Origin of the sequence: Sutcliffiella horikoshii (assembly GCF_008180725.1) — a bacterium.
Taxonomy (GTDB): Bacteria; Bacillota; Bacilli; order Bacillales; family Bacillaceae_I; genus Sutcliffiella_A; species Sutcliffiella_A horikoshii_B.
In genome coordinates this window covers 199436-214128 of sequence record NZ_VTEV01000001.1, presented here as the reverse complement: position 1 = coordinate 214128, position 14693 = coordinate 199436, and the positions used below count along the sequence as shown (strand labels likewise).

The window sequence follows — 14693 nt, the reverse complement described above, 5'->3', positions numbered from 1 at the left end:
AACTTCGGTCAAAATCGTAAAATCTTCGGTCAATTTTCAAAAAACTTCGGACATTTAGACTCGCTAAATATTTTTCTTGATAACCATAATCTTAAACATCACCCTATTTTTTAACACAACGTCATTCTTTTGAATGTTAATGCCATCCCATTATACCACACCCATTCCTCCACTGATAATTACCACCTATTCCTCAACCACCCCCGACACACCAAAATATGATATAATAAAGCAGCAAAAAACAATAGTTGGGGGATTACGATGGCTTCTTATACGCCGATGATACAGCAATACCTGAGAGTAAAGGCAGACTATCAAGATGCCTTTTTATTTTTTCGCCTTGGCGATTTTTATGAAATGTTTTTTGAAGATGCGACAAAAGCATCTCAAGTACTGGAAATTACATTAACCAGCCGCGACGGTGGGGGAAAAGAACGAATTCCTATGTGTGGGGTACCCTACCATTCGGCTCCTAATTATATAGATCAACTTATTGAAAATGGTTATAAAGTAGCAATTTGCGAACAAGTGGAAGACCCGAAGCAGACAAAAGGGGTTGTGAAAAGAGAAGTAGTTCAACTGATCACTCCAGGTACTGTCATGGAAACAAAAGGTCTAACCGACAAACAAAACAACTTCCTGACATCCATTACCAACTTTGAAGACGAGACATTTGGACTTGCGTATGCAGACCTTTCGACAGGAGAATTACATACGACTGTCATAAACGGACCCGTTCAGCAACTTGTGAATGAGGTATATTCCATTGGAGCTAAGGAAATCGTGGTTTCTGAAAAATTTCCATTAGATCTTGTTCAAATGATAAAAGAAAGAATGGTTACCACATGTTCTTACGAGGAAGCAACGGATATTCCAGTCGAGTTTAATCAGATTGTTAAAAATCTAGAACAAGAGAAGTTACAAATGTCTGTTGGGCGGCTGCTCCATTACTTAAAGAGAACACAGAAGCGAAGTCTTGATCATCTTCAACCGGCAAGGTTTTTTGAATTAGATCAATCAATGAAAATTGACCTCTTTTCAAAGCGTAACCTTGAGTTGACGGAAACCATTCGTTCGAAAGGGAAAAAAGGTTCCTTGCTTTGGTTGTTAGATCAAACGGTGACAGCAATGGGGGGGCGCTTGTTAAAGCAATGGGTGGACAGGCCGTTAATCAATCCTACACAAATCAAACAACGCCATGATTTGGTGGAAACGCTTATTAATGAGTATTTTACAAGACAAGAAATAAGAGAGTTATTGAAAGAAGTGTATGATCTAGAGAGGCTTGCCGGAAGGGTAGCGTTTGGAAATGTAAACGCAAGAGATCTTGTGCAATTACGAAAGTCTCTATCTCAGATCCCTCATCTTAAGTCAATGGTGGAAAAGCTTCCAATAGATAATACTGTCCTACTTGACAACATGGATGAATGTGAAGAGTTGACAACACTTCTCCATGATAGCTTGCTAGAGCAGCCTTCCTTGTCGGTTAAAGAAGGAAACATGATGAAGGATGGTTTCCATGAAGAACTAGATAAATACAGAAATGCGAGAAGAAATGGCAAGACTTGGATAGCTGAATTAGAAAAAAGAGAACGAGATTTAACGGGGATACGTTCTCTTAAAATAGGTTATAATCGTATTTTTGGTTATTATATTGAAATAACAAAAGCGAACATATCCTCTCTACCTGAGGGCAGGTATGAGAGAAAGCAGACACTTGCTAACGCAGAACGTTATATTACAGAAGAATTAAAGGAAAAAGAGACATTAATTTTAGAAGCAGAAGAAAAGATTGTTACACTAGAATACGAGCTTTTCCTAAAGTTAAGAGAAGAAGTGAAGGCTTATATTCCAAGACTGCAGAAACTTGCGAAAGCAGTCAGTGAAATGGATGTTCTTCAATGCTTTGCAACTATCAGTGAGGACAGGTATTACACAAGGCCTACCTTTAACGACGAAAGAAAGGTGTATATCACAGATGGCCGTCATCCGGTAGTGGAAAAAGTGATGGATGCGAATGAGTATGTCCCAAATGATACGTGGATGGATAAGGAAAATGAGATGCTGCTTATCACAGGTCCAAATATGTCCGGTAAAAGTACGTATATGCGTCAAGTGGCCCTGACGGCAATTCTTGCTCAGATTGGTTGTTTTGTTCCGGCAAAAGAGGCTTCCCTTCCGATTTTCGATCAGATATTCACTAGAATTGGAGCAGCGGATGACTTAATTTCTGGTCAAAGTACTTTTATGGTCGAGATGCTAGAAGCGCGTAATGCCATTGTTTATGCCACACAGAATAGCTTGATCCTTTTTGATGAGATTGGCCGGGGGACATCTACTTATGATGGAATGGCTCTGGCGCAAGCATTAATTGAATATATCCATGATAAAATCGGAGCAAAAACCTTGTTCTCCACCCATTACCATGAATTGACTTCCTTAGACAGAGAGCTTAACAAGCTAAAGAACATCCATGTCAGCGTCGTCGAGCAAAATGGTAAAGTGGTCTTTCTTCATAAAATGAAAGAAGGGCCAGCAGATAAAAGCTATGGAATTCATGTAGCAGAATTAGCGGAACTTCCTAAAGAATTAATAACAAGAGCTCAAACCATTCTTGAAAAATTAGAAAGTCAACCGAAGAGTGAACATGTCGAAGTGGCTGCAACAACAGAGAAACAAACAGTAGAACAAGATCCACTTACACAACTGTCTTTCTTTGCAGAAACGGATGACAAAAAGCAAATGGACAAACTGTCCAAAAGTGAAAAAACAGCTCTTGAAAAAATCAAAAGATTAGAGTTGCTTGAAACGACACCGCTAGAAGCGTTAAATAAACTGCATGAAATACAAAAGTTATTAAAAGTGAAATCATAAAAGAAAGGAGGAAATAGAATGGGAAAGATCGTCCAGTTAGATGAGAGTTTAGCGAACAAAATAGCTGCTGGGGAAGTGGTTGAACGACCTGCTTCTGTTGTAAAGGAGTTGGTAGAGAATGCAATTGACGCAAATTCTACCATCATCGAAATCGAACTTGAAGAGGCGGGTCTTTCAAAAATCCGCGTGCTGGACAATGGAGATGGAATAGAGCAGGAGGATTGTCTGACGGCATTCCAGCGCCATGCAACAAGTAAAATAAAAAATGAAAATGATTTGTTCCGCATAAGAACCCTTGGTTTTAGGGGAGAGGCACTGCCAAGTATCGCCTCCGTCTCCCTCTTTGACATCACCACAAGTACTGGGGAATGCCCTGGGACACATCTAAGCTTTAAAGGTGGAGTATTGCAAACCCAAGAGCTATCAAGCAGTCGAAAAGGAACCGATATTGTGGTGCAGCACTTATTTTTCAATACACCTGCACGATTAAAGTATATGAAAACGATCCACACGGAATTAGGCAATATATCTGATATGGTGAATCGGCTTGCATTAGCACATCCTTCTATTTCCTTCCGTCTTAGCCATAATGGAAAAAGGATGCTTGCAACTAACGGGAATGGTGACAGCCTGCATGTTTTAGCTGCCATCTATGGAATGAATATCGCCAAGAAAATGGTCCCCATCCACTTTACTTCCTTGGATTTTGAAGTGAAAGGGTATATTGCTATGCCAGAAGTGACACGAGCCTCCAAGAATTATATCTCGACGATTATTAATGGGCGCTATGTCAAGAACTATACAGTGGTAAGAGCCATTCAAGAGGGTTATCATACTCTCTTGCCAATTGGGAGATATCCGATTGTCTATTTAGAAGTAAGGATGGACCCTCTATTAGTGGACGTAAATGTCCACCCAGCCAAGTTAGAAGTGAGACTGAGTAAAGAGGAAGAACTTTATAGGCTGGTTGCCGATGGGATAAAAGATGCTTTTCAGAAAAAACAACTTATTCCTTCCAATAGCCCAAGAAAGCAGACAAGCTATTCAGAAGAACCAAAACCTACTCAGCAAACCTTTACACTTGATGAAAGTTTTCCGCCTAACCGTTCCATACAAAGACAGGAACCAACCTTTATCAAGCAGAAGGATGATGAGAGCAGAACATTTCAAGTTAACGAACCCTCAGAAACTTGGGAAGATCCCAACCATAACGTTGCTTATAAAAATAATCAGCAAGAGGAGTATGTAGAAGATTCTTTTGACGATGTAGAGGAAATTTATAACGAAAAACCTGAACACTCTACTGAAGAAAAGAGAGAATCCCGTATTCCTGCTCTATATCCCATAGGTCAGATGCATGGTACCTACATCGTTGCGCAAAATGAGAACGGATTATATCTAATCGATCAGCATGCAGCACAGGAGCGAATAAACTACGAATATTTCTATCAAAAACTTGGCAGGGAAGAAAGAAGTCTTCAAGAACTTCTGGTTCCATTGACGATTGAATGTTCCTTAGACGAGTATTTGTTTCTTGAAGAGCATACGGAAGCTTTTTCGGAAGTAGGCATCATGCTTGAACCCTTTGGCCACCAAACATTCATCGTGAAGGCTCATCCAGTTTGGTTTCCAAAAGGAGAAGAAAGAGAAACGATCGATGAAATGATCAATCTATGTTTGGAAAAGAAAAAAATCAACATCTCTGACTTAAGAGAAGAAGCGGCAATCATGATGAGCTGCAAGGCAGCCATAAAAGCCAATCATCATCTTAGACAAGATGAAATAACGGCTCTTTTAAACACGTTAAGAGAGGCTGAAAATCCATTTACATGCCCTCATGGAAGACCGATTCTCATTCATTTTTCGTCCTATGAATTGGAAAAAATGTTTAAGCGGGTCATGTGAAAATAGAAATTTTTTTATCAATTAGATTGAGCTCTAGTAAAAATGGGTATAATGATATCTTGTGATAAAGAATAATTGAGAGAGTGAGTGAGCGGTGGGAGAGAAACAAAAAGTTATTGTGATTATAGGTCCTACAGCTGTAGGAAAAACCAAAACAAGTGTAGAGCTGGCAAAAAGGCTAAACGGTGAAATTATCAGCGGAGATTCCATGCAAATCTACAAGACAATGGATATTGGTACTGCCAAAATCAAAGAAGAAGAAATGCAGGGAATCCCTCACTACCTCATTGATATTAAAGAACCCGAAGAAGCTTATTCGGTCGCAGAATTCCAACAAGATGTTCGGAAACAGATCGACGAAATAACTTCAAGAGGTCGTATTCCCATCATTGTCGGTGGAACGGGCCTATATATTCAATCTGTCCTATATGACTATCAATTTTCAGAAAGTGGGAAGGATGAGGAAACTCGTCTCCGTCTTGAAAAAAGAAGTCAAGAGATTGGTGTAGAAAAGCTTCATCAAGAGCTTGCTGATATTGATCCGAAAAGTGCAGCCAATATTCATCCCAATAATGTGAGAAGAGTAATTCGTGCGCTGGAAATATTCTATACTACGGGTAAAACCATGTCAGAGTATCAGGATACCCAGCAACCTGAACCATTGTATGATGTTGCCTTGATTGGTCTCACTATGGAAAGGGAAGTACTGTATGAGAGAATCAATCTAAGAGTGGATCTGATGATGGAGGAAGGTTTGCTAAGAGAAGTGCAAACTCTCTATGACAATGGGATTCGGGATTGTCAGTCCATCCAAGCGATCGGTTATAAGGAGCTATATGCTTACTTGGATGGCAAAGTGACGTTAGAGCAGGCTGTGGATGACTTAAAGCAAAACTCAAGAAGATATGCCAAAAGACAGCTTACTTGGTTCCGTAACAAGATGGATGTAACTTGGTTTGACATGACAGATGCAGATATCGAGCAAAAGTTATCACAAATTTTCACGGTTATAGCAGGAAAGCTTCGACTTGGGGCGAATAAGTAAGGAAGATAGAGATAAGAGGAGGAAGAAATGATGAAGCAATCAATAAATATCCAAGATCAAGTTCTTAACCAATTAAGAAAAGATGGAACAAGTGTAACGGTATTCTTGCTGAATGGGTTTCAACTTCGTGGATTAATTAAAGGGTTTGATAATTTCACTGTGCTTTTGGAAACAGAAGGAAAGCAACAGTTGATTTATAAACATGCCATCTCTACCTTTTCTCCATCAAAGAACGTGCAAATTGAAACAGAAGCGTAAAACCAGCAGATTGCTGGTTTTTTATTTTGCATAAAAGAAACATATAGCTCACCAAGTATCATATATTTAGTTAGTAAATGGAGAAATTCTCTCCATTTGTTTTATTGCGGAAATAATGAACTCGAAAAGAGGCAATTATTTCTCGGGAAAGCGCATAATATGACAAGTTTGTCAATAGTTTGATGAAAATATATGAAAATTGTTGAAAAAAATCGAAAGAGGCTAAATCTACTGACAAAATGGTAGAGGATAGTAGGAATCGCATCAAGATATGTCGGATTTTGGCGTGGAAATGAGGTGGACATTCTTGGATCAACCCATAAAAAACCAGAATGGGAAAATAAATATTGTCTTAAATGGGCAAAAAAAGCCGCTGAGAGTCACCCATGTTCAAACACTTGAGGAACCCCTTACTCCTACCAACCATGCAATATTGCAGGAAATAGAGCGGGAAATGGGGGAATTAGTTGGATTACAGGAAATGAAAAAAGTGGTCAAGGAAATCTATGCGTGGATATATGTGAATAAGAAGCGGGAAGAAGTAGGGTTGAAAACAGAGAGGCAAGTGCTTCATATGATGTTTAAAGGCAACCCTGGTACAGGTAAGACGACGGTTGCCAGGTTGATAGGAAAGTTGTTTTGTGACATGAATGTACTCTCAAAAGGTCACCTGATTGAGGCGGAAAGGGCAGATCTTGTCGGGGAATATATTGGTCATACTGCCCAAAAGACAAGGGATCTTGTGAAGAAAGCGTTAGGAGGCATCTTGTTTGTAGACGAAGCTTATTCGCTTGCGAGAGGGGGAGAAAAGGATTTCGGAAAGGAAGCCATTGATACTCTCGTCAAGCACATGGAAGATAAGCAGCACGATTTTATCTTAATACTTGCAGGCTATCAACGTGAGATGGAAGAATTTTTAAGGACGAATCCCGGTCTAATTTCCCGCTTTCCGATTATCGTCGATTTTCCCGATTATTCCGTAGAAGAATTGATGGAGATCTGTCAGCGAATGCTAAAAGAGCGTGAGTATATCATGAGCAAAGAGGCAGAATGGAAAATGCGTGAACACCTCAATCAGATGAAAAGTGTTTTATTGCCTTCTGCTTTCAGCAATGGCCGCTATATAAGAAATGTCTTGGAAAAATCAATAAGGACGCAAGCTATGCGTCTTCTCCTGTACGATAGCTTTCATAAAAACGAGTTGATGACAATTGAAGCTAGGGACCTCTTGTTAAAATAAGCAAAAAATAGCAGCCAAGTGGCTGCTATTTTCATATTATCCAATACTTTTATTCACTTGTTCCCAATCTTCGTTTATGGCATCGGCTGTTAGCTGTCCGGATAGTGTCACCATTGGTACCCCGCCGCCTGGGTGAGTAGACCCGCCGGTAAAATATAGGTTATCAAGAAGTTTACTTTTGCAAGGTATTTTGAATCCGCCATTCTTTTTGCGGTCTGTGACAACGCCGTATATGGACCCTCCATTTGCTCCGTAGAGATTCATTAAATCGTTAGGAGTAAAGCAATATTCGAACTCAATGGAAGAGGATAAGCCCTCTAACCCCATTCTTTCCAGTTTAGAAAGAACTTTTTCGCGATAAATATCCTTGTATTCATCCCATGTCTCGCCTTCTTTTAATGGAGGAACGTGGGTGAGAACAAAAAGGTTTTCTTTTCCTTGTGGCGCTTGGCTTGGATCCGATTTAGACGAAACCCCGATATAGATAGTAGGATCAAGTGCAGGCTTTCCATCATTAAAGATTGTGTGAAACTCGAGTTCTGGGTCTTCTGAGAAGAAGAAATTATGATGTGCCAGTTCTTCATATTTTCTGTTTACCCCTAGAAGTAAAACTAGACCGGAAACAGTTGGTGAAAACTTTTCTAAATCTTCAACAGCTCTTTTTGCCATTGGTACATCTTTCAACAAGGTTTTATAGGTTGGAATTGCTTCAAGGTTGGAAACCACCAGGTCTGCACGAATTTCCTCACCGTTTTCAAAGATTATTCCGGTTGCTTTTTTTCCATCCGTTGTAATTTTACGAACCGAAGTATTCAAACTATACGTTATACCCATCTCATCCATAAGGCTCTGCATCGCTTCCGCAATTTTGTACATGCCACCTTTTACATAATAAATGCCCAATCCTAGCTGAACATGTGTTAATTGTGACAGGACAGCAGGAGCGTGATAAGGGGAAGAACCAATATACATAATCATAAAGTTAAACAACTGTTGAAGGTGTTTATCTTCAAAATATTTTTTTGTAATCTGATCCATCGATTTCATAGGGTCCATCCCGATGAGTTCTTTCAGATTATGCAAGGCCCGGAGTTCCCCTAAACCTGAAAGGCTCTTCTTGTAAAAACTCTTCATGCTGTATTCATACATTTTGCTGCAATAATTCAAATACTCAAAAAAGCCGTTTGCATCTTTGGAAGAGTATTCTCTGATTTGCTCCAACATTCTAGGTAGATCGCTTGTTACATCTATCGTTGTACCGTCTTCAAAGAAGGTTCTCCATTGAGGCTCCACTCTTTCAATGGTAATATAATCATGTAAATTTCTTTTTGCGCTTGCAAATAATTGCTCCAGCACCCAAGGCATCGTCAAAATGGATGGACCGGTATCAAACGTAAATCCCTTGCCTGAACGAATGTTTAACTTACCTCCAAGACGCTCTCCTTTTTCAATGACATGGACTTCATAACCGTCGGCGGATAGTCGGATAGCAGCGGATAGACCTCCAAGACCGCCACCAATTACTACAACTTTCTTTTTCATTCTTATTCCTCCTTATGAAAACTAATAAGTTTGACTAGACTGTCTAGTAGATAGAAGCAAAATATATGTGTTTACAACTTTACATTTTACCCTTTTTTTCTATTTTCAAACTAAAATAGAAGTATATGGAGGAGTTATTCATGACAGCATTAATATTAATTATGACATTATTACTTGGGAGAGTCCTGTTTTTTCATATTCCTAGTTTGTTGTATAAGCAAGAGAAATCATCTTTACTGAGGAAGGTATCTATCATTATCCCTGCCAGAAATGAAGAAGGAAATCTTCCTGTATTATTAGGATCTTTACAAGCTTATCACGGAAAGGTAAAAGAAATTATCGTCGTGGATGACCATTCAACCGACCAAACGGTTAAACTGGCGCGGTCATATGGTGTACGTGTTGTCAAATTAGAGGATCTTCCTGTCGGATGGTTTGGGAAATCCTTTGGATGTTGGAACGGAGCTTTATGTGCAACGGGTGAACTATTTTTATTTTTAGATGCGGACACAATTATTTCAGAAAATGGCTTGGAGAATATGCTTTCGGCTTACAAGGGAAAAGGAGAAGTGCTTTCCATTCATCCCTATCACAACATTAAAGAAAAATATGAAAGCTTGTCTTCCTTTTTTCACCTGGTGGTTATGGGATCCCTTGGTGCCTTTCATATTTTACAAAAGTGGTTGCCGGTAAGGGGGGCGTTCGGACCGTGTCTACTGATTCATCGCGAGGATTACTTTCAGTACGGAGGTCATCAAGCAATTCAGGGAGAGTTAATGGAGAACATGGCATTTGGTTTTCAGGTGCAAAAGCACGGTGGAAAAGTTAGGTGCTATAGTGGTTTGGGAGCAATCGAAATGAGGATGTACCCAGAAGGTTTTGTTTCACTGTGTAATGGCTGGAGTAAAAGCTTTGCAACAGGGGCATCCAAAACAAGTATCTGGTATTTAATGTTGGTATGTGTATGGCTTGGAGGTTTGATGACATTTCTCACAAGCTATCAAACGCTTCCTTTAGAGATCTATCTTACTGGTTATGTGCTAATTGCAGTGCATCTTAAGAGAACACTTGCAATTGTCGGCAACTTTGGGTGGGGAACTGCATTGTTATTTCCTTTTCATCTTTTATTCTTTTTTATCTTGTTTGGCTATTCTTGTGTGCAAACCTTTTTTAAAAGGAATGTCACTTGGAAAGGCCGGAAAATTGATCTGTAAAATGGGGCAAAAAAACAGGAGGCAGTTTCACCTCCTGAAAAAAAGACAATTTAGGCAGCACTTTGTAAACTTCTGTTAGGCAACCTCCATTTGTACGTGTAGGATAAAACGCGTAAAGAGACGATTCCTACAAAAAGGATATACAGTTGTAGAGGAGAGCTTGCAATTCCAAAACCAATGATTAAGCCAGCAAGTATTGCCCAAGCTGCATATATTTCCGCTCTTAATACAAGCGGCCTTCTACCTGCCAACAGATCACGGATAATACCGCCGCCGCTTCCGGTTAATACTGCAGCAACCACAACTGCGCTGATGGGGTGATTCATGCCTGTAGCAAACAATGCCCCTTGGATAGCAAAGGCGGCTAGGCCGATCGCATCAAAGAAATTGCCCCACTTTCTCCAGTGCTTTAACAAATTGTTGGGAAACAAGAAGACTGTAGTCATCGCGACTAGAGCGACTTGAAAGAGCATTCCTTGCTCCCAAAGTGCCGAAACCGGAACTCCTATAAGGAGATTTCGCACTGCTCCCCCGCCAAAAGCTGTTACAATTCCTAGTATATAAACGCCGAGTATATCATACTCTTCTTCCATCGCTACAATCGCTCCGCTTATCGCAAATGCGATAGTCCCGATGATGCTGAAAACTTCCCAAGTCATGCGATCACTCCATAATAAAAATACAATATCTATAAAGCCTTCCTGATTTTATAAAGAAAACCGCCAGAATGCAATAGTTTTAAAGGATTTAATAGAGAAAAAAAGCATATTTTGATATGATTAAGGAACTTGTTTAACAATCATTTATAATAATTTAGAAAAAGGGGTTACGCATTTGAACGAAACGCAAAAGAAAGACAAGGAAAAGGTCATTTTAGTAGGCTGTCAATTGCCAAAAGATGATGATCAAGCATTCTTTTATTCCATGGAAGAATTAGCATCCTTGACTAAAACAGCCAACGGAGAAGTTCTGGTTACCTTAACACAAAAAAGAGAACGGGTTCATCCTGCAACATACATAGGAAAAGGGAAACTAGAAGAACTGGTCCAACTGGAAGAAGAGTTGGAACCTGAAATCATTATCTTTAATGGAGAACTGGCACCAAGTCAAAACAGAAACCTTTCCAAAATACTTAATGCCAGAATCATTGACAGAACACAGTTGATCTTGGACATATTTGCTCAGCGCGCTAAATCAAAAGAAGGTAAGCTTCAAGTGGAGTTAGCTCAACTTCAATACCTATTACCCCGCCTTGGCGGAAAAGGTGTGGAACTGTCACGTCTTGGTGGCGGAATAGGAACAAGAGGGCCGGGGGAAACAAAATTAGAATCCGATCGCAGACATATTAATAGAAGAATTGTGGATATCAAAACACAGCTAACTTCGATTGTCAGTCACCGAGAGAGATATCGTGAGCGCAGAAAAAGAAATCAAGCATTTCAACTTTCCTTGGTCGGTTATACCAATGCGGGGAAATCAACCATCTTTAATCGCCTGACCGAAGCTGGTACGTTTGAAGAAAACCTGTTATTCGCAACGCTAGATCCGACAACGAGAAAGGTCATGATGCCATCTGGGTTTAATGCCCTTCTGACGGACACTGTAGGTTTTATCCAAGACCTTCCGACCTCGCTTGTAGCAGCATTCCGTTCTACATTGGAAGAAGTGACGGAAGCGGACTTGATTTTACATGTGGTCGACAGTTCAAGTCCTGATCACGTCAACCATGAAAAGACTGTAGACAAATTGTTGAAGGACCTTGGGGTGGAAGGCGTTCCGGTATTAACTGTATATAATAAGAAAGATCAAACCACAGAAGGATTCACACCTGCTTATAATGAAGAAATATTGCATATAAGTGCTTTAGACACTGGAGACATCGCCTTATTGACCCAAAAGATAGAATCCCTCATCAAAGTCCAGATGGAGTCCTATCATATCGTTTTGCCGTCATCAGAAGGAAAATTAATAGCACAACTAAAACAAGAAACCGTCCTGTCTAAAATGGAGTTCACAGAAGAAACAGAAAGCTATGAATTACAAGGATACTATTTTGATAACTCAAAATTGGCTTCTGTTATTCAGCAAAGTATGAAGAAATAGAGGAGATTTAGTATGTTCCATTTATTACAACATGGGGAAGTCATTGAACCGATCGTACGTAAAATAGAAGAAAAGCTTCAAGAAGGTTTTCAGCAAGTCGATGCTGGAGTGGAAACCAACCAATTCCGCGTATTAAAAAGCTTTCAGGAGAACCGTGTAAGTGATTCTCATTTCATTCCATCCACTGGATATGGGTATGATGACATTGGACGCGATACATTAGAGAAGATTTACGCAGAAGTGTTCGGCGGGGAAGCAGGCCTGGTACGTCCTCAGATTATCTCAGGCACACATGCCATCTCCATCGCCCTGTTTGGGGTGTTGCGTCCTGGTGATGAACTACTTTATATTACTGGAAAACCATATGATACGTTAGAAGAGATTGTAGGAATCCGCGGAAGTGGCGTGGGCTCTTTAAAAGAGTACAACATCGGCTATAAAACCATCGACCTCAAAAATAACCGCGGTATTGACTGGGAAGCAGTCAGCAATGCGATAACGCCATCCACCAAAATGATTGGCATTCAGCGTTCAAAAGGGTATGCAACAAGACCATCTTTTACTATAGAAGAAATTAAAGAAATGATTCGTTTTGTGAAGGAAATCAAACCGGATGTAGTTGTGTTTGTAGACAACTGTTACGGCGAATTCGTGGAGCTTGAGGAGCCGTGTCATGTTGGTGCGGATTTGATGGCCGGTTCTCTTATTAAAAACCCTGGTGGAGGTATTGCCAAAACAGGTGGTTACATCGTTGGGAAAAAAGAGTTAGTGGAAGCTTGTTCTTACCGGATGACTTCCCCAGGTATAGGGGCAGAAGCTGGTGCCAGCCTATACAGCCTGCAAGAAATGTATCAAGGTTTCTTCCTTGCTCCCCATGTAGTGGGACAGGCATTAAAAGGAGCCATGTTCACTGCTGCCTTTTTAGAAGAGCTCGGGATGAATACCTCACCTAGCTGGGATGCGCACCGTACCGACTTAATTCAATCGGTGCAATTCGATGATAAAGAAAAAATGATTGCCTTCTGTCAGGCGATCCAGTATGCATCACCAGTCAATTCTCATGTTACCCCATATGCCAACTATATGCCTGGCTATGAGGATGACGTGATTATGGCTGCAGGGACCTTTATTCAAGGAGCGAGCATTGAGCTTACTGCTGATGGTCCTATCAGAGCACCGTATGTTGCGTATGTTCAAGGAGGCTTGACATATTCGCATGTTAAGATTGCTGTTTGTAGTGCGGTGGATCATTTGATTAGTAAGGGGTTAATGGAATAGTTGGAGTTATAAGAGCCTGGGGGTGAGCCCTGGGCTTTTTTTGTTATTATGAAATTTTCGGAAGATGAAGACCTGAATGAAGCGAGAAATGATGTAGAGAGGTCTTCATGAAGTGGATGAAGACCTGAGTTAGCTGAGAAATGGTGTAGAGAGGTCTTCATGAAGTGGATGAAGACCTGAGTGAAGCGAGAAATGATGTAGAGAGGTCTTCATGAAGTGGATGAAGACCTGAGTAAAGCGAGAAAGGATTGAGAGAGGTCTTCATGAAGTGGATGAAGACCTGAATTAGCTGAGAAATGATGTAGAGAGGTCTTCATGAAGTGGATGAAGACCTGAGTAAAGCAAGAAAGGATGTAGAGAGGTCTTCATGAAGTGGATGAAGACCTGAGTAAAGCAAGAAAGGATAGGTCTTCATGAAGTGGATGAAGACCTGAGTTAGCTGAGAAATGGTGTAGAGAGGTCTTCATGAAGTGGATGAAGACCTGAGTGAAGCGAGAGACGATCTAGAGAGGTCTTCATGGCACAAATGAAGACCTGATCTCCCAAGAGCAAGGATCAAACGCAGCGATTCTTTATTGAAAATGAAATTAGGCAATATGTTTTCAAATGTATGTAAGAGGTAATAGATAAAGGGGACATAATTCCAAATACATAAAACTATAAACCTCATTTTTGAACATTTATTCTTAGGGATTCCAAAAATAATGTTAGAAAACCTAACATGTTCTTGACAGATTATCTAACATCGCATAAACTAAGAGTAACTTCATAGGAAATGATGAAAGGAGGATTTGTAGTGAGTGACAATATTAGACGTTCAATGCCATTATTTCCAATAGGAATTGTCATGCAGCTAACAGAATTGTCAGCTCGACAAATCCGATATTATGAAGAAAATGGGCTTGTATTCCCGGCTCGTTCTGAAGGCAATCGCCGACTTTTTTCCTTCAATGATGTCGATACTCTATTAGAGATTAAGAACCTCATTGAGCAAAAAGTGAACATAGCTGGCATCAAACAGCTGATGACAGTCAAGCAACAGCAAAATGAAGTCCCTTCAGAGGAAGTGACAAAAGTTGCTGCTAAGCCAGAACTGTCGGATGACCAACTGCGCAAACTGTTGCGTGCGGAAATGGTGCAAGCGGGAAGATATAATCGAACTAGTCTCCGTCAAGGTGATATGTCCCGATTTTTCCATTAATTTTTTTGAGTTTTTTGGTAAGTTTTTATTAAA

The 14693-nt window shown here is 40.2% G+C and carries 11 protein-coding genes; 9 read left to right on the top strand and 2 right to left on the bottom strand.

All coding sequences use genetic code 11. From position 1 onward, the window contains the following. Positions 1-261: 261 nt before the first annotated feature. The 5 genes from mutS to spoVK all read left to right on the top strand — a co-directional run bounded on the left by mutS (position 262) and on the right by spoVK (position 7322). Complete coding sequence (gene mutS / locus FZC76_RS01110; RefSeq protein WP_148986425.1) at positions 262-2874, top strand: DNA mismatch repair protein MutS; 2613 nt, start codon at positions 262-264, stop codon at positions 2872-2874. A gap of 18 nt (positions 2875-2892) precedes the next feature. Then, the gene (gene mutL, locus FZC76_RS01105; protein ID WP_148986424.1) at positions 2893-4779 is read left to right on the top strand and encodes a DNA mismatch repair endonuclease MutL; all 1887 of its coding nucleotides are present in this window, start codon (positions 2893-2895) and stop codon (positions 4777-4779) included. 94 nt (positions 4780-4873) lie between these two features. Next, positions 4874-5824, top strand: a complete 951-nt coding sequence (gene miaA, locus FZC76_RS01100; protein WP_148986423.1) for a tRNA (adenosine(37)-N6)-dimethylallyltransferase MiaA — start codon at positions 4874-4876, stop codon at positions 5822-5824. Positions 5825-5854: 30 nt separating this feature from the next. Beyond that, positions 5855-6082, top strand: a complete 228-nt coding sequence (gene hfq, locus FZC76_RS01095) for an RNA chaperone Hfq (protein ID WP_010193436.1) — start codon at positions 5855-5857, stop codon at positions 6080-6082. Between the two features lie 307 nt (positions 6083-6389). Next, the gene (gene spoVK / locus FZC76_RS01090) at positions 6390-7322 is read left to right on the top strand and encodes a stage V sporulation protein K (protein WP_148986422.1); all 933 of its coding nucleotides are present in this window, start codon (positions 6390-6392) and stop codon (positions 7320-7322) included. Between the two features lie 36 nt (positions 7323-7358). Here the strand turns inward: spoVK and FZC76_RS01085 are convergent, their stop codons facing one another. After that, complete coding sequence (locus tag FZC76_RS01085) at positions 7359-8864, bottom strand: phytoene desaturase family protein (RefSeq protein WP_148986421.1); 1506 nt, start codon at positions 8862-8864, stop codon at positions 7359-7361. A gap of 140 nt (positions 8865-9004) precedes the next feature. Here FZC76_RS01085 and FZC76_RS01080 point away from each other — a divergent pair, with 140 nt between their 5' ends. Further along, a complete protein-coding gene (locus FZC76_RS01080; protein ID WP_187441919.1) occupies positions 9005-10078 on the top strand; it encodes a glycosyltransferase in 1074 nt (357 codons plus the stop codon). A gap of 50 nt (positions 10079-10128) precedes the next feature. On the opposite strand, the gene FZC76_RS01075 is transcribed toward FZC76_RS01080, so the two are convergent. Next, positions 10129-10737, bottom strand: a complete 609-nt coding sequence (locus FZC76_RS01075) for a trimeric intracellular cation channel family protein (RefSeq protein ID WP_148986419.1) — start codon at positions 10735-10737, stop codon at positions 10129-10131. 175 nt (positions 10738-10912) lie between these two features. On the opposite strand from FZC76_RS01075, the gene hflX reads away from it, so the two are divergent. The 3 genes from hflX to FZC76_RS01060 all read left to right on the top strand — a co-directional run bounded on the left by hflX (position 10913) and on the right by FZC76_RS01060 (position 14660). Then, entirely contained in the window at positions 10913-12181 is a 1269-nt protein-coding gene (hflX, locus tag FZC76_RS01070) for a GTPase HflX (RefSeq protein ID WP_148986418.1), read from the top strand. Between the two features lie 12 nt (positions 12182-12193). Then, positions 12194-13459 (top strand): methionine gamma-lyase family protein, encoded by a 1266-nt coding sequence (locus FZC76_RS01065; RefSeq protein WP_148986417.1) that lies wholly within the window; start codon positions 12194-12196, stop codon positions 13457-13459. Between the two features lie 796 nt (positions 13460-14255). Then, positions 14256-14660 (top strand): MerR family transcriptional regulator, encoded by a 405-nt coding sequence (locus tag FZC76_RS01060; RefSeq protein ID WP_187441918.1) that lies wholly within the window; start codon positions 14256-14258, stop codon positions 14658-14660. Positions 14661-14693: the final 33 nt, after the last annotated feature.